Raw genomic sequence first — 23,876 nt, forward strand, 5'->3', positions numbered from 1 at the left:
TTTCTGACCCGTTCGGCGCCAATGTCATAAGACAAGCAATTCCAGGAAAAGTGTGAAACGGTTTTCCGTCCGGAATTGCGTCAAAACAAAAAGAGCTGCGTGTCCGCCGGCACGCGTGACGGCTGCGGCGGAGAATCGTCTGTTTTTTGTCACGGAAAGGCGTTAGAAGCCGCCGGATGGACTTGAACACGATAGAGCGTGACGACATCGACGCCGCGGCCGAAGCGATGGCCGTGCCCGCGGCAGCCACCAGGAAGGTCTTCATCAAGACCTATGGTTGCCAGATGAACGTCTATGATTCACAGCGCATGGCCGATGCGCTGGCCGCCGACGGCTATACCGCCACCGATGCCATCAGCGAGGCCGATCTGGTGCTGCTCAACACCTGCCATATCAGGGAGAAGGCGGCCGAAAAGGTCTATTCCGAGCTCGGCCGTATCCGCGATATGAAGGCAGAACGCGCCGTGGCAGGCCGCGAGATGCTGGTCGGCGTCGCCGGCTGCGTGGCGCAGGCCGAAGGGGCCGAGATCATCCGCCGTTCGCCGGCCGTCGATCTGGTCATCGGCCCACAGACCTATCACCGGCTGCCCGACGTGTTGGCGCGGGTGCGCGGCGGCGAAAAGATAGTCGAGACCGACTACGCCATCGAGGACAAGTTCGAGCATCTGCCGCAGCCCAAACGCGCCGAGGTCATCAAGCGCGGCGTCACCGCGTTCCTCACCGTCCAGGAAGGCTGCGACAAGTTCTGCACCTTCTGCGTCGTGCCTTACACCAGGGGCTCCGAAGTGTCGCGGCCGGTGGCGCAGATCGTTGCCGAGGCGCAACGTCTGGCCGAAGCCGGCGTGCGCGAGGTGACGCTGCTTGGCCAGAACGTCAATGCCTGGCATGGCCAGGGCGAAAACGGCGAGGAATGGGGCCTTGGCCGCCTGCTGTTCAGGCTGGCCGAAATCCCAGGGCTGGCGCGGCTGCGCTACACCACCAGCCACCCGCGCGACATGGACGATGAACTGATATCAGCCCATCGTGATCTGCCTGCGTTGATGCCCTATCTGCACCTGCCGGTGCAATCCGGGTCCGACCGCATCCTCAAGGCGATGAACCGCAGGCACACCGCGAAGGATTATCTGGCGCTGCTCGACCGCATCCGTGCCGCGCGACCGGATATCGCGCTTTCCGGCGACTTCATCGTCGGTTTCCCCGGCGAGACCGAGGCGGATTTCGAGGCGACCATGGAACTGGTGCGCCAGGTGAACTATGCCTCGGCTTTCTCGTTCAAATATTCGCCGCGTCCCGGCACGCCGGGCGCCGAGATGGCCGACCATGTGCCGGAAATGGTGAAGGATGAGCGCCTGCAGCGGCTGCAGGCCTTGCTTCTGAAGCAGCAGCAGGATTTCGGCACAAGCCTCGTCGGCAGCACCATCGACACGCTGATCGAGAAGCCCGGCCGCCAGGCCGGCCAGAAGGTCGGCCGCTCACCTTGGCTGCAGCCGGTTATTGTTGATGAAAAGGCCGGCGAAATCGGTGACATTATCCAGGTGCGAATCACGAAGACGGGCTACAACAGCCTGTTCGCCGAATTGGCCTGAGGGTCTCGGCAGATGAGGAGAGACGGTTGAGCGCTGCAGAAGTGAAGAGCCTGCCCCCGGCACCGGCGTCTGGGGCTTCTGACATGGCGCACATCGTTCTGACTTTCGACAACAACAAGCTTGCCAGCGCCCTTTACGGTCAGTTCGACGAAAACTTGGCCAGGCTCGAGCAGAAGCTCGGCGTCGACATCCGCTCGCGCGGCAACCAGCTCACCATCAAGGGCTCGGCGTCGGCCGCCGAGCAGGCCCGCCGGGCTTTGGACAATCTCTACGGCATTCTCCAGAAGGGCGTCGACATCGGCCAGTCCGACGTCGACGGCGCCGTGCGCATGGCGATTGCCGCCGACGATCAGCTGACCTTGCCGACGCTGGAACGCAAGGGGAAGGTCTCCGCCGCCCAAATCGCCACCCGCAAGAAGACGATCTATGCCCGCTCGCTCAACCAGGACGCCTATATGCGCGCGCTGGAGCGGTCGGAACTGGTGTTCGGCATCGGCCCGGCTGGCACCGGCAAGACCTATCTGGCGGTGGCGCATGCCGCGATGCTGCTTGAGCGCGGCATGGTCGAACGCATCATCCTGTCGCGGCCGGCCGTGGAGGCCGGCGAACGGCTGGGCTTCCTGCCGGGCGACATGAAGGAGAAGGTCGATCCGTATCTGCGGCCACTCTATGATGCGCTTTACGACATGATGCCCGCCGACAAGGTCGAGCGCGCCATTGCCGCGGAGGTGATCGAGATCGCGCCGCTCGCCTTCATGCGCGGCCGCACGCTGGCGCATGCCGCCGTCATCCTCGACGAAGCGCAGAACACCACGCCGATGCAGATGAAGATGTTCCTGACCCGTCTCGGCGAGAACTCGCGCATGATCGTCACCGGCGATCCGACGCAGATCGACCTGCCCTCGAACACCAAATCGGGCCTTGTCGAAGCCTTGCGGGTGCTGGATGGCGTGGCCGGCGCGGTAACCGTGCGCTTCAACGATGGCGACGTCGTCCGCCATCCGCTGGTGGCGGAAATCGTCAGGGCGTATGACCGGGATACCAAACTGGCGCGCGGCCTCGGCGCCGAGAATTGATTTTGACGATGCGGCCTCATGCCTGAGGACAACATATCCGGCGACGGGGCGCGTCCGGTCCCCGTCGACATTGATATATCAGTCGAAGCGGGCAATTGGCCCGATGAGGCAAGCCTGACACGGCTGGTCGATCGCGCTGTCGCGGCTGCTTTTGCCGAGACCGGCGTGGCGGGCCGTTCCGAACTCAGCCTCGTTTTTTCCGACGACGCCCATATCCGGACCCTCAACGCCGGCTGGCGCGGCAAGGACAAACCGACCAACGTCTTGTCTTTCCCGGCTTTTCCGCTTGTGCAAGGCGCTCCGTTGCCGCCGATGCTGGGTGACATCGTGCTCGCGGCCGAGACGGTCGTGCGTGAAGCGGCACTGGAAGACAAGCCTGTCGAGAACCATATCACTCATCTCGTGGTCCATGGCCTGCTGCACCTTTTGGGCTATGACCACGAGACCGATGCCGAGGCCGAGGCGATGGAGGCCATCGAGCGCGCAGCGCTCGCGAGGCTTGCCATTCCCGATCCCTACGCGTAACTACGTCTGACCAATTGACCGGACGACGATGAACGACAAACCAGAGACTGCCGCCCGCCCCGACGCCGGCAGTGCGAACAAGGCTTCCGATACGTCGGAAGAGGGATCAAGTCCGAGTACCGTTACCGGCAGCGTTGCCAGCGAAACATCGCCAGCCGGTCCCTCCCTGTTCGACCGCGTGCTGGGCCTGTTCCGGCAGCGCAATGGGACCAGCCTGCGTGAAGAAATCGCCGGCGCGCTTGCCGAAACGGCGAGCGATGCCGGCGCCTTCTCGCCCGGCGAACGCGCCATGCTCAACAACATCCTGCGTTTGCGCGAGGTGCGCGTCGAGGACGTCATGGTGCCGCGCGCCGACATCCAGGCGGTCGAGATCACGACGACGCTCGGCGATCTGCTCGGCACATTCGAGCAATCCGGCCATTCGCGCATGCCGGTCTATTCCGAGACGCTCGATGATCCGCGCGGCATGGTGCACATTCGCGACGTGCTGGCCCACATCACCAAGATCGCGCGCGTCAAGAAGGGCCGCTCGACACGGAAAACCCCTGCCGCCACGGTTCTCGACCTCACGCAGGTCGACCTCGCGCGCACCATTGGCGACCTCAACCTGATCCGCCAGGTGCTGTTCGTGCCGCCGTCGATGCTTGCCTCCGACCTGATGGGCCGCATGCAGACGACACGCACGCAGATGGCGCTGGTCATCGACGAATATGGCGGCACCGATGGCCTTGCCTCGCTGGAAGACATCGTCGAGATGGTGGTCGGCGACATCGAGGACGAGCATGACGACGATGAGCCGATGATCACCCAGAGCGGCGACGGCGTCTTCATCGTCGACGGCAAGGCCGAGATCGACGATGTCGCCAAGATGATCGGCGAGGATTTCGCCGCTGGCGAACATGGTGAGTATGTCGATACCATCGGCGGCATGATCTTCAACACGCTTGGCCGCGTGCCGGCACGCGGCGAGGTGGTGCAGGCCATCCCCGGCTTCGAATTCCACGTCCTTGATGCCGATCCGCGCCGCGTCAAGCGCGTGCGCATCGTGCAGAGCCAGAAGGGCGAGCGCCGCCGGCGCGCCGCACGCACCGAGCAGGCTTAAGCATGATGCCGAAAAGTTGCAGACCTTTCGGAAAAACATCATGCGACAAAGCAAGGATATGAGCGCTCGCGGATGACGGTCGAGGACCCCTTCAAGCATTCCACCTTGGGGTCCGGGGGGTTCTACAGAGACCCTCGCGCCGCGCTGGACTCGGTTTCCAGCGCAGCATGGTGGTCAGCGACGCCGATGGAAAGCTCGTCCACTCCGAGATGCGGTTCGGCGACGGCTACATCATCATCGATTCCGAATGGACCGATTACGTCGCCAGTCCGGCTTCCGTCTCCGGCAAGAACACGCAATCCGTCTATGTGCGGCTGAAAGACGGCCTGGACGCCCATTGTGAGCACGCCAGGGCAAAGGGCGCCGAGATCATCCAGGAGCCGGCGGATCAGTTCTACGGCGAACGGCAGTATCGGGCACGTGATCCCGAAGGCCATGTCTGGACCTTCACGCAGACCATTCGTGCTGTTTCCCGTGAAGAGGCCGAACGGCTAGGCGGCGTGCGCATCGAGGGCTGGCATCGGTAGAGCGGTGGCCGAAGCTTGCATTGCAGCCAGCCATCCTGCGTTTGGAGCGCGGACCGCGGCCTGTTAAATCTTGCTTCCTGATTCGCGCGACTCGGAAGTTTGCATGGAGCGCCTGGCCGGCCGGATAATTCTGCTTTGGGGTTGGCGGCGCGCGCTGGTGGCGTTTCTCGCCGGGGCGTTTGCCGTGCTTGGCCAGGCCCCTTACGATTTCTTCGCTGCCTGTTTCATCTCGTTTCCCTTGCTGGTCTGGCTGATCGATGGCGCCACCGGCGAAGCCTCCGGCAGCCTGTTTCGTCGCCTGCGGCCTGCCTTCGCCGTCGGCTGGTGGTTCGGCTTTGGCTATTTCCTTGCTGGCCTTTGGTGGATTGGCTCGGCACTGCTGGTCGAGGCCGACAGTTTTGCCTGGGCGCTTCCCTTCGCGGCGGTCGGCATTCCCTTCGCACTCGCCTTTTTCTACGGCTTTGCGGCAATGGTTGCCCGCCTGCTGTGGAGCAGCGATATCGGCCGCATCGCCGCTCTTGCCTTCGGTTTTGGGCTGGCGGAGTGGCTGCGCGACTTCCTGTTCACCGGTTTTCCCTGGAACGCGGTCGGCTATGCGGCCATGCCCGTGCCCTTGCTGATGCAGAGCGTCTCGGTGACCGGCATGATCGGCATGAACGCGCTCGCGGTGTTCGTCTTCGCCTTACCGGCGCTGCTGGTGGCGCGCCGACACCTGCGCCTCGGCGCGGCACTGTTTGCCGTCCTCGCCGCCGCCCATATCGGTTTCGGCTATGTCAGGCTTGCCATTCCCGAAAAGCCGGCGACGCACAGCCTGGATGTCCGCATCGTCCAGCCGGCCGTGGATCTGTCGGAAAAGTGGGATGCCTCGGTGCGCGACCGCATCTTCGCAACTTTGATGGGCCTTTCTGCCAAGGCGCCGGATCCCGGTCATGAAAAGCCGCAATTAATCCTGTGGCCCGAGACCTCGGTGCCGTTCCTCTTCACCGAGCGTCCGGACGCGTTGACGGCGCTGGGTGACATGCTCGGACCCGGCCAGATGCTGATCGCCGGCGTCGTCCGCGAGGAAGGCGGCTCGGCCGCAAATGCCGACAGCCGCTACTACAACTCCGTGGTGGCGATCGACGACAAGGGTGAAATCGCCGACGCCGTCGACAAGGTTCATCTGGTGCCGTTCGGCGAATATCTGCCTTTCTCCGATCTGCTCGAGCGCTTCGGCATCGAGCAGCTGGTTGCCGGGCCGATGACATTTGCGGCCGGCAACGAGCGGCACGCCATCACTTTGCCTGACGGCATCCGTGCGCTGCCATTTATCTGTTATGAGGTGATCTTTCCCGATCTGGTGGCAGTTGACGCTACGTCAGCGCAGCTTATTGTGAACGTTACCAATGATGCGTGGTTCGGCGACACGCCGGGTCCGTATCAGCATTTCAGGCAGGCCCAGATCCGTGCAGTGGAGAATGGATTGCCATTGTTGCGTGCTGCCAACAACGGTATCTCGGCCGTCGTCGATACGCGCGGGCGCGTCGTCGATGCGCTGGCGATCGACACGCGTGGCGCCATCGATGCGCGCGTGCCGATTTCCGGGCAGGCGTTCATATCCGCCGGCCAAAGGCGCATTAACGGAATGCTGATCATGTTGCTGTTTGCCATCGCCGCCGCATTGTTGAACGTAAGGCAAAGGCTACGGGTGAATTGACAGCCCACACATTAGAAACTCATACTGTAAGTGCCTGAAAATTTCTCGAAGTCGGTGGATCGTTCTGTTGGGGCAGTTGCCGCCGGCTTCGTTTGGGCAAGAAAAAAATAGAGAAAGCCGAAAAAATTCGGCGAGGAAAAAATGACAGAAGACAACAAGAAGAAACCGAATCCCATCGACATCCATGTTGGCAGTCGCATCCGGCTTCGCCGCAATATGCTGGGAATGAGCCAGGAGAAACTGGGCGAGAATCTCGGCATCACATTTCAACAGATTCAGAAATATGAAAAGGGCACCAACCGCGTCGGCGCCAGCCGCCTGCAGGCGATCGCGTCGATTCTCGGCGTGCCAGTCGCCTTCTTTTTCGAAGATGCGCCCGGCCAGGCGGCCGCGCCCGGCCGTGGCTTTGCCGAAGATACGTCGATGGCTTTCGCCGTCGAATTCTGCGGCAGTCCTGAAGGCCTTCAGCTAAACCGCGCCTTTGTCAAGATTGCCGATGCCAAGGTGCGCCGCAGGATCATTGACCTGGTCAAATCGCTCTCCACGGACGAGCTCGACTGATCCGCAATCCCGTTTGGACCGGCGGCAGCCTGCCGCCGGTGGCACAAGATAACTGCATCGACATTCATGCCAGAACGGCAGCACCGCTTGACGAGCGGCGCTCCACCCCGCTAACACGTGGCGCGCCAAAATCGGCAGCCTGCCGATCGTTTTTTCAAGAGGGGACACCCGTGACGCGGCAGAATTACTTCTTTACCTCGGAATCCGTTGCCGAGGGCCATCCCGACAAAGTCTGCGACCGGATCTCCGACGAGATCGTCGATCTGGTCTATCGCGAAGCCAAGAAGACCGGCATGGACCCATGGAAAGTCCGCGTCGCCTGCGAGACGCTGGCCACCACCAACCGCGTCGTCATCGCCGGTGAGGTGCGCGTCCCCGAGACGCTGCTGAAGAAGGACAAGGAAGGCAACATCCTCAAGGATGCCGCCGGCCACCCGGTGGTCAATCCGGCGAAGTTCAAGTCGGTAGCCCGCAAGGCGATCCGTGAAATCGGCTATGAGCAGGCCGGCTTCCACTGGAAGAACGCGAAGATCGAGGTCCTGCTGCACGGCCAGTCGCCCGATATCGGCCAGGGTGTCGACAACGCGTCCGACCGTCAGGGCGAGGAAGGTGCCGGCGATCAGGGCATCATGTTCGGCTATGCCTGCCGCGAGACGCCGGATCTGATGCCGGCGCCGATCTACTACAGCCACAAGATCCTCGAACTGCTGGCCGCCGCCCGCCACGAAGGCAGCGGTGAAGCCGGCAGGCTCGGTCCGGACGCCAAGAGCCAGGTCACTGTCCGCTATGTCGACGGCAAGGCCGCCGAGGCGACGCAGATCGTGCTGTCGACACAGCATCTCGATGCGAGCTGGGATTCGAAGAAGGTCCGCAAGGTCGTCGAACCCTATATCCGCGAGGCGCTGGGCGAGCTCAAGATCGCCGACAACTGCATGTGGTACATCAACCCGACCGGCAAGTTCGTCATTGGCGGGCCGGATGGCGACGCCGGGCTGACTGGCCGCAAGATCATCGTCGACACCTATGGCGGTGCCGCACCGCATGGCGGCGGCGCCTTTTCGGGCAAGGACACCACCAAGGTCGATCGTTCCGCCGCCTATGCGGCGCGCTACCTCGCCAAGAACGTCGTGGCGGCGAAACTCGCCGATCGCTGCACCATTCAGCTTTCCTACGCCATCGGCGTCGCCCAGCCGCTGTCGGTCTATGTCGACCTGCACGGCACCGGCAAGGTGGACGAGGCCAAGCTTGAAGAGGCGCTGCGCACGGTGATGGATCTGTCGCCGTCAGGCATCCGCCGCCATCTCGATCTCAACAAGCCGATCTACGCCAAGACGTCGTCCTATGGCCATTTCGGCCGCAAGGCCGGCCGCGATGGGTCCTTCTCCTGGGAAAAGACCGATCTCGCCAAGGCGCTCAAGGACGCGGTCGCCGCCTGACAGCGGCGCCGCAAAGTCCTGCCATGGACCCGAAGAACACACCAAGCCGCGCGACCGAAGCCTTCTTCGGTCGCCGGCGCGGCAAGACCATGCGTCCGCAGCAGGCGGCCGCACTGGAAAGCGGCTTCGGCACATATCGGCTCGATCTGACGGCTGAATCGCCGGCAGATCTCAGCACCCTGTTTGAAGCGGATGTTTCGGCGGTTCGTCTCGAAATCGGCTTCGGCGGCGGCGAACATCTCCTGCATCGTGCCACCGAGGCGCCATCGATTGGCTTTATCGGCGTCGAGCCATTCGTCAACGGCATGGCCAAGATGATGATGGCGGTGAGGGAAAAGCCGCTTGCCAATCTCAAGGTCTATGACGACGACGCCACCCGGCTGCTCGACTGGCTGCCGCAAGCCTCGCTCGCCGGCATCGACCTTCTCTATCCGGATCCGTGGCCGAAGAAGAAGCACTGGAAGCGCCGTTTCGTCAGCCCGATCAATCTCGACCGTTTCGCGCGCGTGCTGAAGCCGGGTTCAAAATTCCGCTTTGCCTCCGATATCGACACTTATGTGAACTGGACCTTGCTGCACTGTCGGGCGCATGGTGCATTCGCGTGGCAGGCGTGGGAGGCGGCGGATTGGCATCGGCCCTACGATGGCTGGCCGGGTACGCGTTACGAGGCGAAGGCCATTCGGGAGGGCCGGCGGCCCGCCTACCTTACCTTCATCAGGACCTAAGCGGGCTGATCGCGCGGCCTCCGGCGTTCGCCGGCGGCAGGGCGCGCGTCATCAGCCCGCCAAACCCTTAGAAACGGCCGATCCTGTTGAAGACAGCCGGATCCATGCCGAGCTTGCGCAGGTCGTCCGCGCGCGGCCTACGGCCGGCTTCCACGGAACGCGACGCAGCGACTGCACTGCCAAATGTCGTGAAGAGATCGCCTATGGCGGATAGAATCTTGCGGTTGGTCATGGTCGTATCCTTTCGCTGCTGTGACGTGTCGTCATCTTTGTGCGATGCAACACAGATGGTGATGCAGCGTTGTGGCTCACAGGGGCACTGCCGCATGGAGGCCATGCGTCTGGCGCAACACTGGCGTTGCCACGGCTTTTGTCCGCGCGGGTACGGCGGGCTTGAAACAGCGGCCATGATCGTTTATATCAGCCTCAAATTCTTGGTCGGTATGACGAAGAGTGGGTCCACCCGGTCCCGCTCTTTTTTATTACCTGCCGGTAGCCGACAAGCATCGGACCCAAAAGTGGCCACCGGTTTTGGGACAATCCGATGCTCAAACAAGAGGTAGCGCGGCGGCATCGCCGCCAAGCGACAGGGATCGAATGACTGCAACGGTAAGCGAAAGCGACGACCGCATCATCCGCGAAAGCGGCATCGATGCGCGCATCGCGCTGATCGTCCAGCCGGTTCTGCGCGGCATCGGCTTCCGCCTGGTGCGGGTGCATCTGTCGGGCCAGAACGGGCTGACGCTGCAGATCATGGCCGAGCGCGAGGACGGCACCATGACCGTCGAGGACTGCGAAGAGGTCAGCCGCGCGGTGTCGCCGGCCCTCGACGTCGATGATCCGATCGAAAAGGCCTATCACCTCGAAGTCTCTTCGCCCGGCATCGACCGGCCGCTGGTCCGCAAATCGGATTTCGCGACCTGGACCGGCCACCTGGTCAAGATGGAGACGTCGATCATCGTCGCCGACCGCAAGCGGTTCAAGGGCAAGATCGTCGAGGCCGGTGACAACGATGTGCTGATCGAGCGCGAAAAGGCCGCCTATGGCGAGGAGCCGACGGTGCGGGTCCCCTATGACGCGATTTCCGAAACGCGCCTGATCCTGACCGACGATCTCATTCGCGATGCCCTGTCGAAAGACAACAGGGCGCGCAAGGAAGCCAAGAAACGCCGCGGCGAACCGGACGATGATGCGCCCGAGGGTGCGGAAGCCGGCGCGGAAAACGAAACCGAACAGGAACTATGATTGAGCTGCCGGGCGCAAAGGTCCGGCAAACAGGCTCGGGAGAAAAACGATGGTTGTAAGCGCCAACAGGCTTGAACTGCTGCAGATCGCCGATGCGGTCGCGCGTGAAAAGTCGATCGACAAGTCAATCGTCATCGCCGCCATGGCCGATGCAATCCAGAAGGCGGCGCGTTCGCGTTACGGCCAGGAGACCAACATCCGCGCCGACATCAACCCGAACACCGGCGAGATGAAGCTGCAGCGGCTGATGGAAGTGGTCGAGAAGGTCGACGACTACGCCACCCAGATCGCCATTTCCTCGGCGCGCGAGCGCAATCCCGACGCCCAGCTCGGCGACTTCATCGCCGAACAGCTGCCGCCGATGGATTTCGGCCGCATCGCCGCCCAGTCGGCCAAGCAGGTCATCGTGCAGAAGGTACGTGAGGCCGAGCGCGACCGCCAGTATGACGAATACAAGGACCGCATCGGCGAGATCGTCAACGGCACCGTCAAACGTGTCGAATATGGCAACGTCATCGTCGATCTCGGTCGTGGCGAGGCGATCATCCGTCGCGACGAACTGATCCCGCGCGAAAACTACAAATATGGCGACCGCGTCCGCGCCTATGTCTACGACGTGCGCCGCGAGCAGCGCGGTCCGCAGATATTCCTGTCGCGCACCCATCCGCAGTTCATGGCCAAGCTGTTCACCATGGAAGTGCCGGAAATCTATGACGGGATCATCGAGATCAAGTCGGTCGCCCGCGACCCCGGTTCGCGCGCCAAGATCGCCGTCATCTCGCGCGATTCCTCGATCGATCCGGTCGGTGCCTGCGTCGGTATGCGCGGCAGCCGCGTCCAGGCCGTCGTCGGCGAATTGCAGGGCGAGAAGATCGACATCATTCCGTGGTCGCCTTCGGCTGCGTCCTTCATCGTCAACGCGCTGCAGCCGGCGGAAGTCGCTAAGGTCGTGCTCGACGAGGATGCCGAACGCATCGAAGTCGTGGTTCCTGACGACCAGCTGTCGCTGGCCATCGGCCGCCGCGGGCAGAACGTGCGGCTCGCTTCGCAGCTGACCGGCTGGGACATCGACATCCTGACCGAGGCCGAAGAATCCGAGCGTCGCCAGAAGGAATTCGTCGAGCGTTCGTCGCTGTTCATGGAAGCCCTCGACGTCGACGAGATGGTCGGCCAGGTGCTCGCCTCCGAAGGCTTCACCAGCGTCGAGGAAGTCGCCTATGTCGATTCCGGCGAGATCGCCTCGATCGACGGCTTCGACGAAGACACCGCTTCGGAAATCCAGACCCGCGCCCGCGAGTATCTGGAGAAGATCGAAGCCGAGCACGACGACAAGCGCAAGGCGCTCGGCGTCTCCGACGAATTGCGCGAAATCCCCGGCGTCACCACCGCCATGATGGTGACGCTCGGCGAGGACGGCGTGAAAACGATCGAGGATTTCGCCGGCTATGCCGCCGACGACCTGACCGGCTGGAAGGAACGCAAGGACGGCGAGACGAAAGTGTATCCGGGCGTGTTGGCCAGTCATGGCGTGACACGCGCCGATGCCGAGCAGATGGTTCTGGCCGCCCGCCTCAAGGCTGGCTGGATCACCGAAGACGAGCTTGCAGCCGAAGAAGAAACGGCTGACGAAGCCGTTGGTGCGTGAGGTGAAACCGCATCGCACCGAACCCGCCCTTGGACGAGATGAACGATCGCACCTGCATCGTCACCCGCAGGCAGGCCGAACCGGATGAATTGATCCGGTTCGTCGTCGGCCCGGATTCGGCCGTCGTTCCCGACATCAAGAGAAATCTGCCCGGGCGTGGTTGCTGGGTGACCGCCGACCGCCTACATATCGACAAGGCTGCGGCGAGGAACCTTTTTGCCCGCGCCTTCAAGGCACAGGTGGTCGTGCCGCCCGATCTTGGCGGCATGGTCGACGGGCTGCTTTCCAGATCCGCTCTGGGCATGCTTGGGCTTGCTCGCAAGGCAGGCGCGATTTCTCTTGGAGCCACAAAGGTCGAGAGCGCGGTGCGCGGCGGATTGGCGCTTTTCGTGCTCCATGCGACCGAGGCGTCCGACGACGGCGTGCGCAAGATCAGCCAGGCGCGACGGGCGACAGTCCATCTCGGCGGGCCCGCTATCCTTGCCTACAAACTTTTCTCCGAGGCCGAGTTGAGCTTGGCATTGGGGGGTACAAATGTGATACATGCTGCCGTTCTCGCGGGAGACGCGGGCAGGGCGGTCCAGAAGCGCATGGTTGCGCTCGACCGGTATCGGGGCGGTTCCCCGGACGATCTGGCAATGCTTGCGGCTGTTGCTGACGAAGATGATGCCGCAGAGGATATGGAATGAGCGATACGAAATCGGGTGACGACAATACGCTGAGTGTGACGCCGAAGAAGACCTTGACGCTAAAGCGCCCCGGTATGGAACAGGGCACTGTGCGCCAGAACTTCTCGCACGGCCGCACCAAGCAGGTCGTCGTCGAAACCAAGAAGCGCAAGTTCTCGATGCCCGGCGACAAGCCGGAGCCGGTTGCCGCACCCGTCTTCACACCGAAGCCGGCGGTTGTGGCCGCACCCGTCGTGCAGGAAGCGCCGAAGGCGCCGCCACCGCCGCCGCCTCCGGTCGAGCGCAGCGGCATGGTGCTGAACGAACTGTCGCGCAGTGAAATGGAAGCGCGCCGCAGGGCGCTCGAAGGCTCGAAGGTGCGCGAGGTCGAGGACCGTCAGCGCGCTGCCGAGGACGCCAAGCGCCGCGCCGAGGACGAAGAGCGCCGCAAGCGCGAACGCGAAGAATCCGCGCGCCGACAGGCCGAGGAAGAGGCGCGGTTGCAGACCGAGGCCGAGTCCCGCCGTCGCGCAGAGGAAGAGGCGCGCCGCCGCGCGCCGCTGGCCGCTGAACTGGCGACGGTCGACGACGAAGTCGAGGCCAAGCCGAAGCGGGCTGGCGCCGGTGCGCCGGTGCGTCGCCCGGTCACGCCTGAAGTGGCGCGTCCGGCCAAGCCGACCAAGGCCGAGGAAGATCGCCGCCGTGGCAAGCTGACGCTGAATTCCGCATTGTCCGATGAGGACGCGCGGGCCCGTTCGCTGTCGTCGATGCGCCGCCGCCAGGAAAAATTCAAGCGCGCGATGCACAATGAGCCGCGCGAGAAAGTCATGCGCGAAGTGATCTTGCCAGAGACCATCACCATCCAGGAACTTGCGCAACGCATGTCCGAGCGTGCGGTCGATCTGGTCAAGTTCTTCATGAAGCAGGGCCAGATCCTGAAGCCGGGCGACGTCATCGACGCCGATACGGCGGAACTGGTTGCCACCGAATTCGGCCACACGGTCCGCCGCGTCGCCGAGTCCGACATCGAGGAAGGCCTGTTCAACATCGCCGACAATGCCGAGGACCTGGTGACGCGTCCGCCCGTCGTGACGATCATGGGCCACGTCGATCACGGCAAGACCTCGCTGCTCGACGCCATCCGCAATGCCAATGTCGTCTCCGGCGAAGCCGGTGGCATCACCCAGCATATCGGCGCCTACCAGGTCGAGAAGAACGGTCACAAGATTACCTTCATCGACACGCCCGGCCACGCTGCCTTCACGGCGATGCGTGCTCGTGGCGCCCAGGCGACCGACATCGCCATCCTGGTGGTTGCGGCCGACGACAGCGTCATGCCGCAGACGATCGAATCGATCAGCCACGCCAAGGCGGCCGGCGTTCCGATCATCGTGGCGATCAACAAGATCGACAAGCATGATGCCGATCCGCAGAAGGTGCGCTCCGAACTGCTGCGCCACGAGGTCTTCGTCGAATCCATGGGCGGTGAAGTGCTGGACGTCGAAGTGTCTGCGACCAAGGGCACCAATCTCGACAAGCTGCTCGAGGCGATCCTGCTGCAGGCCGAAATCCTCGACCTCAAGGCCAATCCGGACCGTACCGCCGAGGGTGTTGTCATCGAGGCCCAACTCGACAAGGGCCGTGGCCCCGTCGCCACCGTGCTGGTGCAGACCGGCACGCTGATGCCGGGTGACATCCTTGTCGCCGGCAACGAATGGGGCCGGGTGCGCGCGCTGGTCAACGATCGTGGCGGGCAGATCAAGGAAGCACCGCCGGCGATGCCGGTCGAAGTGCTTGGCCTGCAGGGAACCCCGCAGGCCGGCGACCGCTTCGCCGTGGTCAACAACGAAGCCCGTGCCCGCGAGATCACTGAATATCGCCAGCGTCTGGCGCGCGAGAAGGCGGTTGCCAAGCATGCCGGTCAGCGCGGTTCGCTCGAGCAGATGATGTCGCAGTTGCAGACGAGCGGGCTGAAGGAATTCCCGCTGGTCATCAAGGGCGACGTGCAGGGTTCGATCGAGGCGATCAACGCGGCGCTCGACAAGCTCGGCACCGACGAAGTGCGTGCGCGCATCGTCCATGCTGGTGCCGGCGCCATCACCGAAAGCGACGTGTCGCTGGCGGAGACTTCGGGTGCAGCGATCATCGGCTTCAATGTCCGTGCCAACGTGCAGGCACGTGCCGCTGCCGCTGCCGCGGGCATCGAGATCCGCTACTACTCGATCATCTACAACCTTGTGGATGACGTGAAGGCGGCTCTGTCGGGCCTGCTGTCCCCGGAGCGCCGCGAGACGTTCATCGGCAATGCGCAGATCCTCGAGATCTTCGACATCACCAAGGTCGGAAAGATCGCCGGCTGCCGTGTCACCGAAGGCAAGGTCGAGCGTGGTGCGGGCGTGCGCCTGATCCGCGACAACGTCGTCATCCACGAAGGCACGCTGAAGACCCTGAAGCGCTTCAAGGACGAGGTTGCGGAAGTTCCCGGCGGCCAGGAGTGCGGCATGGCCTTCCAGAACTACGAGGACATGCGCGTCGGCGACATCATCGAGTGCTTCCGCGTCGAGATGGTGACCCGTACGCTCTGAGTTCGAGTGACTTGTCGATACCGGGCGGTGGTCGAAAGACCGCCGCCCCCAAGTCTATTGAGCAGGTCCTATTGAGAATGACCATATGAGACATGCGGCACGGTTCCATCCCGCGCCTCACGCTTTCAGGATCGAGAAAAATGCCCCGTCCAACCACATCCAGCCCATCCCAGCGCATGCTGCGCGTCGCCGAACAGGTGCGCCATGCCTTGTCCGAAACCTTGCAGCGCGGCGAGATCATCGATCCGCTGATCGAGAACACCGTGGTTTCGGTCTCGGAAGTGCGCATGTCGCCCGACCTGAAGGTCGCCACCGCTTTCGTCTCGCCGCTCGGCGCCAAGGATACCGATGCGGTTGTCGAGGCGCTGAACAAGCATGCGAAGTTCGTGCGTGGCCGGGTCTCCGGCGCGCTGCGGCAGATGAAGTTCATGCCGGAGTTCCGCTTCAAGCTCGACACCTCCTTCGACAATTTCGCCAGGATCAACGATCTCTTGAAGTCGCCCGAAGTGGCGCGCGATCTCGGCTCCGAAGACCAGGACAAAGACGACAACAAGGACACCGAATAGTGGCGCGTCGCGGCAAGAAGAAGGGCCGGCCGATCTCGGGCTGGCTGGTCCTGGACAAGCCGGTCGGCATGGGTTCGACCGAAGCCGTCTCCAAGATCAAATGGCTGTTCCAGGCGGAAAAGGCCGGCCATGCCGGCACGCTCGATCCGCTGGCGTCCGGCATGCTGCCGATCGCGCTTGGCGAAGCCACCAAGACCGTGCCTTACGTCCAGGACGGAGCCAAGATCTATCGCTTCACCGTTGCCTGGGGGCAGGAGCGTTCGACTGACGACCTTGAAGGTCCGGTGACGAAGAACTCCGACCTGCGTCCAGCGGAAGCCGAGGTGCTTGCGCTACTGCCGAAATACACCGGCATCATCATGCAGACGCCGCCGCAATTCTCGGCCATCAAGATATCAGGCGAGCGCGCCTATGATCTGGCCCGCGACGGCGCGACGGTCGACATACCCGCGCGAGAGGTCGAGATCGGCCGGCTCGATATTGTCGAGCACGATGCCGACCATACTGTTTTCGAAGTCGAGTGCGGCAAGGGCACCTATGTGCGCTCGCTGGCTCGCGACATGGGCCGCGATCTCGGCTGTTTCGGCCATATTTCCGAACTGCGCCGGGTCGAGGTCGAGCCGTTCACGCCTGAGGACTTCGTCACCATCGCCGAACTGGAGGCCGCCCGTTTCGGCGCGCCGGCTGAAGACGACCCGGACGCGACGGAAGCCGCTGATGCGACAGAAGCCGCTGACGCGGTGGAAGCGCCGATCGACTTCGACGCCATCGACGCGCTTCTGGTGGATACATCCGCTGCCCTCGACTGCCTGCCGCAGGTCGCCATCAGCGACGACGCGGCGACGAAGATCCGCCTCGGCAATCCGGTCATCATCCGCGGCCGCGACGCACCGGTGGAAGCCGAAGAAGCCTGCGCCACGGCGCGCGGCAAGCTGGTCGCCATCGGTGCCATCGAGCAAGGCATGTTCAAGCCCAAGCGGGTCTTTGCCGGGTGACGGCTCTCGTCTAACTTCAGGTCGACTTTAGGCTCGAGGGGCACATGGCAAAGGCCGAGGCGGTGAAAAGGCGGGCGCCGGTGAAGACGCGGCGGCCGCCGGTCGGGGCGTCGCCGGGCACGCTGATCGCCGATCCGGCGGCGCGGCGCTCGGAACTGCGGCTGACCCTGATCTCGCCGCAGAAATTCAAGACCATCGAAAATGCCAGCATCGACGACCTGAACACCCATTGCGACAAATGGCCGGTCATATGGCTCGACTGCACCGGCCTCGCCAACATTCCGCTGATCGAGGAGATTGGCCGCATTTTCAGCCTGCATCCGCTGGCGCTGGAGGACGTCGTCAACACCGGCCAGCGGCCGAAGGTCGACTTCTTCGAGGATCATGCCTTCGTCGTCGTGAGGATGATCGATGATGTCACGTCGCACCGCTACGAGCAGATCGCCGTCTTCTTCGGCAAGAACTTCGTCGTCACCTTCCAGGAGCGTGAAGGCGATCCGTTCAATCCCGTGCGCAAGCGCATCGAGAGCTCTGCGCCCAACCGGTTGCGCGCGCGCGGCGCCGACTACCTCGCCTACGCGCTGATCGACGCTGTCGTCGACAGCTATTTCCCGCCGATCGAGGCTGCGGGCGACATGGTCGACGGCATCGAGGACGAAATGCTGCAGACGCCGCACAAGCATCAGATGCGGCAGCTGCATGAATTGCGGCGAGATGCCAATGTGCTGAAGGGGGTGCTGTGGCCGATGCGCGATGCGCTGGCAACGCTGATCCGCAACGACGTGCCTTATGTGAAGGCTGAGACCAAGATCTTTCTCAACGACACGCTCGACCATTCGCTCAGGCTGATCGAACTGGTCGAAACCCAACGCGATATGCTGACCGGCCTGATCGAGATGCATCTGTCGCTGAGCCAGGCGCGCACCAACGACGTCATCAGCTACCTCACCATCGTCTCGGTCATCTTCATGCCGCTCACCTTCCTGGTCGGCATCTGGGGCATGAATTTCGATCCGGAGTCGTCGCCCTGGAACATGCCGGAGCTGAAAGCCTATTATGGCTATCCGGCATCGTTGCTGCTCATGGCGCTTGTCGCGTTTGGGCTGATCGCCTTCTTCAAATGGAAGAAATGGCTATAACAAGGATAAAACTGTCATTTTGGGCTGAAAAGCCGGCTTGTGAATTGGGCTGGTGTTTTCCCGGGAATTGCACTATACGCGCCGCAGCATAGCGCTATGACGCTTTGCTTGCACCGGCCCCTGCTGGACGACATCCCGGCTGAGGGCGACCCGTTTCCTCAAACAGATAAGGAAAAACACGATGTCGATTACTGCCGAGCGCAAACAGGAATTGATGGGTGAATTCGCAACCGCCAAGGGCGATACCGGGTCTCCGGAAGTCCAGGTGGCCATCCTTTCCGAGCGCATCAAGAACCTGACCGACCATTTCAAGGACCACAAGAAGGATAACCATTCCCGCCGTGGTCTGCTCGCCCTCGTCTCCCAGCGCCGCAGCCTGCTTGATTATCTCAAGCGCAAGGACGACGCGCGCTACCAGACGTTGATCGAGAAGCTCGGTCTGCGCCGTTGACGAATTGACCGGCGGGCTTTCTTCGGAGGGCCCGCCGGTCGCGCATTCTGCCAGTCGTATCGACTGGCCAGACCCGGTTTCGAGCGTGCAGAGGGCCACTCGAAACCGCCCATGGACGGTCATGGGGCAGGATTGCAGGACGCTCGCGCGCTCGCCGCGCTGAAATCACCCGAGCTTCCCGTTGTCTTGCCCGTGGCTGCCCGAGAAAGGAAGCCAGGGAAAGGGCATCCGCGCACCGTGAAACGGCGCGGCCCTTTCCGCTTATTAAGGACAAGATATGTTCAATCACCACAAAGTGGAAATCGAATGGGGCGGTCGTCCGCTCATCCTGGAAACCGGCAAGATCGCGCGCCAGGCCGACGGCGCGGTGCTCGCGACCTACGGCGAGACCAAGGTTCTCGCCACCGTCGTTTCGATGAAGGAGCCGAAGCCAGGTCTCGATTTCTTCCCGCTGACCGTCAACTACCAGGAAAAGACCTACGCCGCCGGCAAGATCCCAGGCGGCTATTTCAAGCGCGAAGGCCGTCCGAGCGAAAAGGAAACGCTGGTTTCCCGCCTCATCGACCGCCCGATCCGCCCGCTTTTCGCCGCAGGCTACAAGAACGACACCCAGATCGTCGTCACCGTCGTCCAGCATGATCTCGAGAACGATCCCGACATCCTGTCGATCGTCGCCACCTCGGCGGCCTTGACCCTTTCGGGCGTTCCCTTCATGGGCCCGATCGGCGGCGCCCGCGTCGGCTACATCAACGGCGAATACGTGCTCAACCCGCATGTCGACGAAATGCAGGAATCCAAGCTCGACCTCGTCGTCGCCGGCACCACCGACGCCGTTCTGATGGTCGAGTCCGAAGCCAAGGAACTTGGCGAAGAGCTGATGCTCGGCGCCGTCATGTTCGGCCACAAGGGCTTCCAGCCGGTCATCGACGCCATCATCAAGCTGGCCGAAGTTGCCGCCAAGGAGCCGCGCGACTTCACCGCGCCGGACTATTCCGCGCTCGAAGCCGAAATGCTGAAGATCGTCGAAGGCGAGCTTCGCGATGCCTACAAGAACATCGACAAGCAGAAGCGCTACGCCGCCGTCGACGCCGTCAAGGCGAAGGTCAAGGCCGCGTTTGCTCCGGCTGAAGGCGAAGACGCCAAGTACACGTCCGAGCAGATCGGCGCCGTGTTCAAGGAACTCCAGGCCAAGGTCGTGCGCTGGAACATCCTCGACACCGGCTCGCGCATCGATGGCCGCGACCTCAAGACGGTCCGCAAGATCGTCTCCGAAGTCGGCGTCCTGCCGCGCACCCACGGTTCGGCGCTGTTCACCCGCGGCGAGACCCAGGCGCTGGTCGTTGCCACGCTCGGCACCGGCGAGGACGAGCAGTATGTCGATTCGCTGACCGGCATGTACAAGGAGAAGTTCCTCCTTCACTACAACTTCCCTCCCTACTCCGTCGGTGAAACCGGCCGCATGGGTTCGCCGGGCCGCCGCGAGATCGGCCATGGCAAGCTCGCCTGGCGCGCCATCCGCCCGATGCTGCCGAGCGCTGACCAGTTCCCCTACACGCTGCGCGTCGTTTCGGAGATCACCGAGTCCAACGGCTCGTCGTCGATGGCGACCGTCTGCGGCACCTCGCTGGCGCTGATGGATGCCGGCGTCCCGCTGGCCAAGCCAGTTGCCGGTATCGCCATGGGCCTGATCAAGGAAGGCGAGCGCTTCGCCGTTCTCTCCGACATCCTTGGCGACGAGGATCACCTCGGCGACATGGATTTCAAGGTCGCCGGCACCGCCAACGGCATCACCTCGCTGCAGATGGACATCAAGATCGACGGCATCACCGAGGAGATCATGCAGATCGCGCTCGGCCAGGCCAAGGACGGCCGCCTGCATATCCTCGGCGAGATGTCGAACGCGCTCTCGGGCGCGCGTTCGGAACTCGGTGAGTTCGCGCCGCGCATCGAAGTCATGCACATTCCGACCGACAAGATCCGCGACGTTATCGGCTCGGGCGGCAAGGTCATCCGCGAGATCGTCGAAAAGACCGGCGCCAAGATCAACATCGAGGACGACGGCACGGTCAAGATTGCTTCGTCGAACGCCAAGGAGATCGAGGCGGCGAAGAAGTGGATCCACACCATCGTCGCCGAGCCGGAAGTCGGCGAGATCTACGAAGGTACGGTCGTCAAGACCGCCGACTTCGGCGCTTTCGTCAACTTCTTCGGTCCGCGTGACGGTCTCGTCCACATCTCGCAGCTTGCCAACGACCGGGTCGCCAAGACCTCGGACGTCGTCAAGGAAGGCGACAAGGTCTGGGTCAAGCTGATGGGCTTCGACGAGCGCGGCAAGGTCCGCCTGTCGATGAAGGTCGTCGACCAGGCTACCGGCAAGGAACTCGCCCGCGACAAGAAGACCGAAGGCGAAGAAAACGCCGCCTGATCGGCTTGAGATCGTAAATCGAAGCGGGCGCGGCTTATGTCGCGCCCGTTTTCATTTTCAGCCCGTCTTTTCATTCTCAGCCCGTCTTTTCATTCTCAGATTGTCAAGACAGGCCTCGTTTCGAGGTCGAACAATGTCCGCCGAGCCGCTGAAGACGCTTTTTCATCCCTTCGAGGCCGAGGCTGTTCCTTTGCCGGGAAAGGGCGATCGCGCCTTGTTTCTCGGCGCTGAACCGGGCTTTCGCTCGCCCGAAGGCTTCGAGGCCCCACTTCACCTCGTACAGGGCTTCCGGCCGCATTTTCGCGCGTTGCAGGCGTCTGGGCTCATCGTCACCGCGCAGGCCGAAGGTGGTGGCTTCGACATGGCACTTGTGCTTGCCGGCCGGCATCGCGGCCTGAACGAATTGCGCCTCGCCGAGGCGCTTGAGCGCGTGGCGCCGGGCGGGTTGATCGTAATTGCCGGCGGCAAGGACGATGGTATCGCCAGCCTGCGCAAGCGCGTCGGCGAACTGGTGCCGCTCGAGGGGCATCTGCCGAAATATCACGGCATTGCCTTCTGGTTCCGCCGTCCTGCCGATCTGACCGCCGCGCAAGTGCTGCGCGCCGCCAATCCCGCTCTGCTGGTTGAAGGCCGGTTCCGCACCGCGCCCGGCATGTTTTCGTTCGACCGGATCGATACCGGCTCGAGATTGCTGGTCGAGAACCTGCCCAATGATGTGCGTGGGAGCGTTGCTGATTTCTGCGCCGGCTGGGGGTATGTGGCTGCCGAGATGGCCGCCCGGTCACCGGGAATCTCAGCGCTCGACCTCTATGAGGCGGACTTCGCCTCGCTCGAAGCCGCAAAGCTCAATCTGGCAGAGGTTGGCCAGTCGATCACCAGGGATTTCTTCTGGGCTGATCTGCTGAAGGAGCCGGTCGAGAAGCGCTACGACGCGATCGCCATGAACCCACCCTTTCACCGCAGTCGCGCGGCCGAGCCGGAGATCGGCGCCGGCATGATCCGCGCCGCGGCCAAGGCCCTGAAGCCCGGCGGGCGGCTGTTCATGGTGGCCAACCGCCAGCTTCCCTACGAGCCGGTGCTGTCGGCTGCTTTTTCGAGCCATGCAGAGCTCGCCCGCGACGGCATGTTCAAGGTGCTTGTCGCGCGTCGTTAAAGCTTGATCCCGAAAAGTGGGAACCGGTTTTCAAAAAGATCACGCGCGAGAGAGCAGATGCGGCGCCGCGTTCAATGCAGATTGGCGACGCGCCGCGTCTCGTCGGTGACGTGAGCGTCGTCGACCCTGAACTTGAGTGGCGCCGGCCTGCCGAACAGGTAGCCTTGCACCACTTCGCAGCCGGCTGCCCTAAGCAGCGTCGCCTGGCTTTCGGTCTCTACGCCTTCGGCGATGATGCTGACGCCAAGCGCGCGCGAAAGCCCGACGATGGTCGAAACGACCGCACCGGAACTGGTGTCCGTGTCGAGGCGGCTGACGAAGGAGCGGTCGATCTTCAGCTTGCCGAACGAGAAGTCGATCAGGTAGCTCAGATTGGAATAGCCGGTGCCGAAATCATCGACGGCAACCGAGATGCCCATGTCTGCCAACTCCTTCAGGATGGTGGCGGCGCGGTCGCGGTCCTGCATCATCGCCGTCTCGGTCACTTCCAGTTCCAGCCGCGACGGCTTGATGCCGGTGCTGGTCATGGTGTCGCGCACGATACCGACGAAGTCCTTGGTCATGAACTGCACGGGCGAGATGTTGACGGCGACGAAGCAGTCTTCGGGCAGATGGCGCGCGTCGCTGCAGGCCTTGCGCAGCACCCATTCTCCGATCGGACCGATCATGCCGGTTTCCTCGGCGATCGGAATGAACTCCATCGGCGGGATCATGCCGCGTTCGGGATGCCGCCAGCGGATCAGCGCCTCATAGCCGACGATGCGGCCGGTCGGAAGATCGAGCTGCGGCTGGTAGTGAAGGTCGAAGTCGCCCCGCTCGAAGGCAACGTTCAGCTCGGATTCGACCCACTGGCGATGGTCGGCGACCCTGCCCATTTCCGCGTGGAAGACCGACCAGTTGCCGAGGCCGCTGGCGCGCGCATTCTGCAGTGCCAGATTGGAGCGGCGCAGGATGAGGACGGGATCGACACCGTCCTTTGGCATCGCCACGATGCCCACCGACAGGCTGACCGATTGCATGTGCGTGCTGAGCTCATAGGGATCCATCATCTCGTCGATGAGCCTCTCGATGGCACTTTCCAGTGACCCTGACACCTGATTGTCGGGGAGGAGGATCGCGAATTCACCGGCGCCGATACGTCCGATCACCGCGCGTTGCGGTAGGCAAGTCTTCAATCGCTTGGTGAACTCACGGATCAACTCGTCGCCCTGGCTGTAGCCGATGGCGTCGTTGATCTGCTTGAACCGATCAATGTCGATGTCGATGAGGAACACCGGCTCGCCGGTCCGGCTCGTCGCGCATGCCGCCTCGGCGATCTTGCCGACCATCGCCGGACGTGCCAGCAGGCCGGTCAGCTTGTCGAAATGGGTTTCCTCGAAGACGAAATCCGCCGATTCATCGACGCCGGCGAAGAAGGACATCGCGGCCACCGACGCCGCCAGTGCGCACAGGGCGGCCATCATCGCGACCATCATGTCCGCCGATATCCCGACAAAACTATCGCCGAGACCGTGCTTCAGGCCCCAGAGTCCGAGGACGAAACTGCCGATACCCGAGCTTGCTATGGTGAGCAGGCGGAACACCGGTGTTCGCTTCGGGTTGCTGACGGCAGACATTGAAAGGTCCCCAGAGTACAGGGCTTTCTAGTGGATATGTCCTTAAAATGAGTTTCCGCGAATGCGTCCAATTTTATTGGACCGGAAGTATTTCTTGGGCGGACTAGGGGTTGTTGATATTCAGGATTCCACTTCGGGCTTGATCGTGATTCAA

At 62.9% G+C, this 23,876-nt stretch carries 21 protein-coding genes; 19 read left to right on the forward strand and 2 right to left on the reverse strand.

All coding sequences use genetic code 11. The features are described 5' to 3' along the window. Positions 1 to 176: 176 nt before the first annotated feature. The 9 genes from miaB to trmB all read left to right on the forward strand — a co-directional run bounded on the left by miaB (position 177) and on the right by trmB (position 9,234). Entirely contained in the window at positions 177 to 1,586 is a 1,410-nt protein-coding gene (gene miaB, locus AC07FD_RS17885; protein WP_478350918.1) for a tRNA (N6-isopentenyl adenosine(37)-C2)-methylthiotransferase MiaB, read from the forward strand. Between the two features lie 83 nt (positions 1,587 to 1,669). Continuing rightward, entirely contained in the window at positions 1,670 to 2,662 is a 993-nt protein-coding gene (locus AC07FD_RS17890; RefSeq protein ID WP_478350919.1) for a PhoH family protein, read from the forward strand. An 18-nt stretch (positions 2,663 to 2,680) separates the two neighbouring features. Next, complete coding sequence (gene ybeY, locus AC07FD_RS17895) at positions 2,681 to 3,187, forward strand: rRNA maturation RNase YbeY (RefSeq protein WP_478350920.1); 507 nt, start codon at positions 2,681 to 2,683, stop codon at positions 3,185 to 3,187. Positions 3,188 to 3,215: 28 nt separating this feature from the next. Further along, on the forward strand, positions 3,216 to 4,289 hold the full coding sequence (locus tag AC07FD_RS17900; RefSeq protein WP_478350921.1) for a hemolysin family protein: 1,074 nt from the start codon (positions 3,216 to 3,218) through the stop codon (positions 4,287 to 4,289). Positions 4,290 to 4,456: 167 nt separating this feature from the next. Then, a complete protein-coding gene (locus tag AC07FD_RS17905; protein WP_478350922.1) occupies positions 4,457 to 4,816 on the forward strand; it encodes a VOC family protein in 360 nt (119 codons plus the stop codon). Between the two features lie 103 nt (positions 4,817 to 4,919). Beyond that, positions 4,920 to 6,512, forward strand: a complete 1,593-nt coding sequence (gene lnt / locus AC07FD_RS17910; RefSeq protein ID WP_478350923.1) for an apolipoprotein N-acyltransferase — start codon at positions 4,920 to 4,922, stop codon at positions 6,510 to 6,512. A 141-nt stretch (positions 6,513 to 6,653) separates the two neighbouring features. Beyond that, on the forward strand, positions 6,654 to 7,073 hold the full coding sequence (locus tag AC07FD_RS17915) for a helix-turn-helix domain-containing protein (protein WP_478350924.1): 420 nt from the start codon (positions 6,654 to 6,656) through the stop codon (positions 7,071 to 7,073). Positions 7,074 to 7,243: 170 nt separating this feature from the next. Further along, the gene (gene metK, locus AC07FD_RS17920; protein ID WP_457151723.1) at positions 7,244 to 8,509 is read left to right on the forward strand and encodes a methionine adenosyltransferase; all 1,266 of its coding nucleotides are present in this window, start codon (positions 7,244 to 7,246) and stop codon (positions 8,507 to 8,509) included. A 23-nt stretch (positions 8,510 to 8,532) separates the two neighbouring features. After that, entirely contained in the window at positions 8,533 to 9,234 is a 702-nt protein-coding gene (trmB, locus tag AC07FD_RS17925) for a tRNA (guanine(46)-N(7))-methyltransferase TrmB (protein ID WP_478350925.1), read from the forward strand. Between the two features lie 67 nt (positions 9,235 to 9,301). Here the strand turns inward: trmB and AC07FD_RS17930 are convergent, their stop codons facing one another. Beyond that, a complete protein-coding gene (locus AC07FD_RS17930; protein ID WP_095084276.1) occupies positions 9,302 to 9,466 on the reverse strand; it encodes a hypothetical protein in 165 nt (54 codons plus the stop codon). A gap of 365 nt (positions 9,467 to 9,831) precedes the next feature. Between AC07FD_RS17930 and rimP the strand changes: the two genes are divergently transcribed. The 10 genes from rimP (at position 9,832) to AC07FD_RS17980 (ending at position 22,106) form a co-directional block, all read left to right on the forward strand. Beyond that, positions 9,832 to 10,479: a ribosome maturation factor RimP gene (gene rimP, locus AC07FD_RS17935; protein ID WP_478350926.1), complete on the forward strand. Its 648-nt coding sequence runs from the start codon at positions 9,832 to 9,834 to the stop codon at positions 10,477 to 10,479. Positions 10,480 to 10,528: 49 nt separating this feature from the next. Next, positions 10,529 to 12,124, forward strand: coding sequence for a transcription termination factor NusA (gene nusA, locus AC07FD_RS17940; RefSeq protein ID WP_095082421.1), 1,596 nt, complete (start codon positions 10,529 to 10,531; stop codon positions 12,122 to 12,124). Positions 12,125 to 12,162: 38 nt separating this feature from the next. After that, positions 12,163 to 12,813 (forward strand): RNA-binding protein, encoded by a 651-nt coding sequence (locus AC07FD_RS17945; protein ID WP_478350927.1) that lies wholly within the window; start codon positions 12,163 to 12,165, stop codon positions 12,811 to 12,813. Further along, positions 12,810 to 15,377, forward strand: a complete 2,568-nt coding sequence (gene infB / locus AC07FD_RS17950; protein ID WP_478350928.1) for a translation initiation factor IF-2 — start codon at positions 12,810 to 12,812, stop codon at positions 15,375 to 15,377. The genes AC07FD_RS17945 and infB overlap by 4 nt, the downstream gene beginning before the upstream one ends. A 140-nt stretch (positions 15,378 to 15,517) precedes the next feature. Then, a complete protein-coding gene (rbfA, locus tag AC07FD_RS17955) occupies positions 15,518 to 15,943 on the forward strand; it encodes a 30S ribosome-binding factor RbfA (protein ID WP_184877560.1) in 426 nt (141 codons plus the stop codon). Beyond that, on the forward strand, positions 15,943 to 16,938 hold the full coding sequence (truB, locus tag AC07FD_RS17960) for a tRNA pseudouridine(55) synthase TruB (RefSeq protein ID WP_478350929.1): 996 nt from the start codon (positions 15,943 to 15,945) through the stop codon (positions 16,936 to 16,938). The genes rbfA and truB overlap by 1 nt, the downstream gene beginning before the upstream one ends. 44 nt (positions 16,939 to 16,982) lie before the next feature. Then, a complete protein-coding gene (corA, locus tag AC07FD_RS17965) occupies positions 16,983 to 18,077 on the forward strand; it encodes a magnesium/cobalt transporter CorA (protein ID WP_478350930.1) in 1,095 nt (364 codons plus the stop codon). 139 nt (positions 18,078 to 18,216) lie between these two features. Continuing rightward, positions 18,217 to 18,528, forward strand: a complete 312-nt coding sequence (gene rpsO / locus AC07FD_RS17970; RefSeq protein ID WP_269470859.1) for a 30S ribosomal protein S15 — start codon at positions 18,217 to 18,219, stop codon at positions 18,526 to 18,528. 277 nt (positions 18,529 to 18,805) lie between these two features. Next, positions 18,806 to 20,953: a polyribonucleotide nucleotidyltransferase gene (gene pnp / locus AC07FD_RS17975; RefSeq protein ID WP_478350931.1), complete on the forward strand. Its 2,148-nt coding sequence runs from the start codon at positions 18,806 to 18,808 to the stop codon at positions 20,951 to 20,953. 133 nt (positions 20,954 to 21,086) lie between these two features. After that, positions 21,087 to 22,106, forward strand: coding sequence for a class I SAM-dependent methyltransferase (locus tag AC07FD_RS17980; protein WP_478350932.1), 1,020 nt, complete (start codon positions 21,087 to 21,089; stop codon positions 22,104 to 22,106). Between the two features lie 71 nt (positions 22,107 to 22,177). On the opposite strand, the gene AC07FD_RS17985 is transcribed toward AC07FD_RS17980, so the two are convergent. After that, positions 22,178 to 23,722 (reverse strand): putative bifunctional diguanylate cyclase/phosphodiesterase, encoded by a 1,545-nt coding sequence (locus AC07FD_RS17985; protein WP_478350933.1) that lies wholly within the window; start codon positions 23,720 to 23,722, stop codon positions 22,178 to 22,180. Positions 23,723 to 23,876: the final 154 nt, after the last annotated feature.

Source organism: Mesorhizobium waitakense, from assembly GCF_056431085.1.

Excerpts from the sequence above, each read along its gene's own strand:
- pnp (WP_478350931.1), top strand. The coding sequence starts at position 18,806 with ATGTTCAATCACCACAAAGTGGAAATCGAATGGGGCGGTCGTCCGCTC.
- AC07FD_RS17890 (WP_478350919.1), top strand. The coding sequence starts at position 1,670 with ATGGCGCACATCGTTCTGACTTTCGACAACAACAAGCTTGCCAGCGCC.
- miaB (WP_478350918.1), top strand. The coding sequence starts at position 177 with ATGGACTTGAACACGATAGAGCGTGACGACATCGACGCCGCGGCCGAA.
- AC07FD_RS17980 (WP_478350932.1), top strand. The coding sequence starts at position 21,087 with ATGTCCGCCGAGCCGCTGAAGACGCTTTTTCATCCCTTCGAGGCCGAG.
- corA (WP_478350930.1), top strand. The coding sequence starts at position 16,983 with ATGGCAAAGGCCGAGGCGGTGAAAAGGCGGGCGCCGGTGAAGACGCGG.
- infB (WP_478350928.1), top strand. The coding sequence starts at position 12,810 with ATGAGCGATACGAAATCGGGTGACGACAATACGCTGAGTGTGACGCCG.
- AC07FD_RS17985 (WP_478350933.1), bottom strand. The coding sequence starts at position 23,722 with ATGTCTGCCGTCAGCAACCCGAAGCGAACACCGGTGTTCCGCCTGCTC.
- rbfA (WP_184877560.1), top strand. The coding sequence starts at position 15,518 with ATGCCCCGTCCAACCACATCCAGCCCATCCCAGCGCATGCTGCGCGTC.
- AC07FD_RS17915 (WP_478350924.1), top strand. The coding sequence starts at position 6,654 with ATGACAGAAGACAACAAGAAGAAACCGAATCCCATCGACATCCATGTT.
- AC07FD_RS17900 (WP_478350921.1), top strand. The coding sequence starts at position 3,216 with ATGAACGACAAACCAGAGACTGCCGCCCGCCCCGACGCCGGCAGTGCG.
- rimP (WP_478350926.1), top strand. The coding sequence starts at position 9,832 with ATGACTGCAACGGTAAGCGAAAGCGACGACCGCATCATCCGCGAAAGC.
- AC07FD_RS17930 (WP_095084276.1), bottom strand. The coding sequence starts at position 9,466 with ATGACCAACCGCAAGATTCTATCCGCCATAGGCGATCTCTTCACGACA.
- trmB (WP_478350925.1), top strand. The coding sequence starts at position 8,533 with ATGGACCCGAAGAACACACCAAGCCGCGCGACCGAAGCCTTCTTCGGT.
- AC07FD_RS17945 (WP_478350927.1), top strand. The coding sequence starts at position 12,163 with ATGAACGATCGCACCTGCATCGTCACCCGCAGGCAGGCCGAACCGGAT.
- lnt (WP_478350923.1), top strand. The coding sequence starts at position 4,920 with ATGGAGCGCCTGGCCGGCCGGATAATTCTGCTTTGGGGTTGGCGGCGC.
- nusA (WP_095082421.1), top strand. The coding sequence starts at position 10,529 with ATGGTTGTAAGCGCCAACAGGCTTGAACTGCTGCAGATCGCCGATGCG.
- ybeY (WP_478350920.1), top strand. The coding sequence starts at position 2,681 with ATGCCTGAGGACAACATATCCGGCGACGGGGCGCGTCCGGTCCCCGTC.
- AC07FD_RS17905 (WP_478350922.1), top strand. The coding sequence starts at position 4,457 with ATGGTGGTCAGCGACGCCGATGGAAAGCTCGTCCACTCCGAGATGCGG.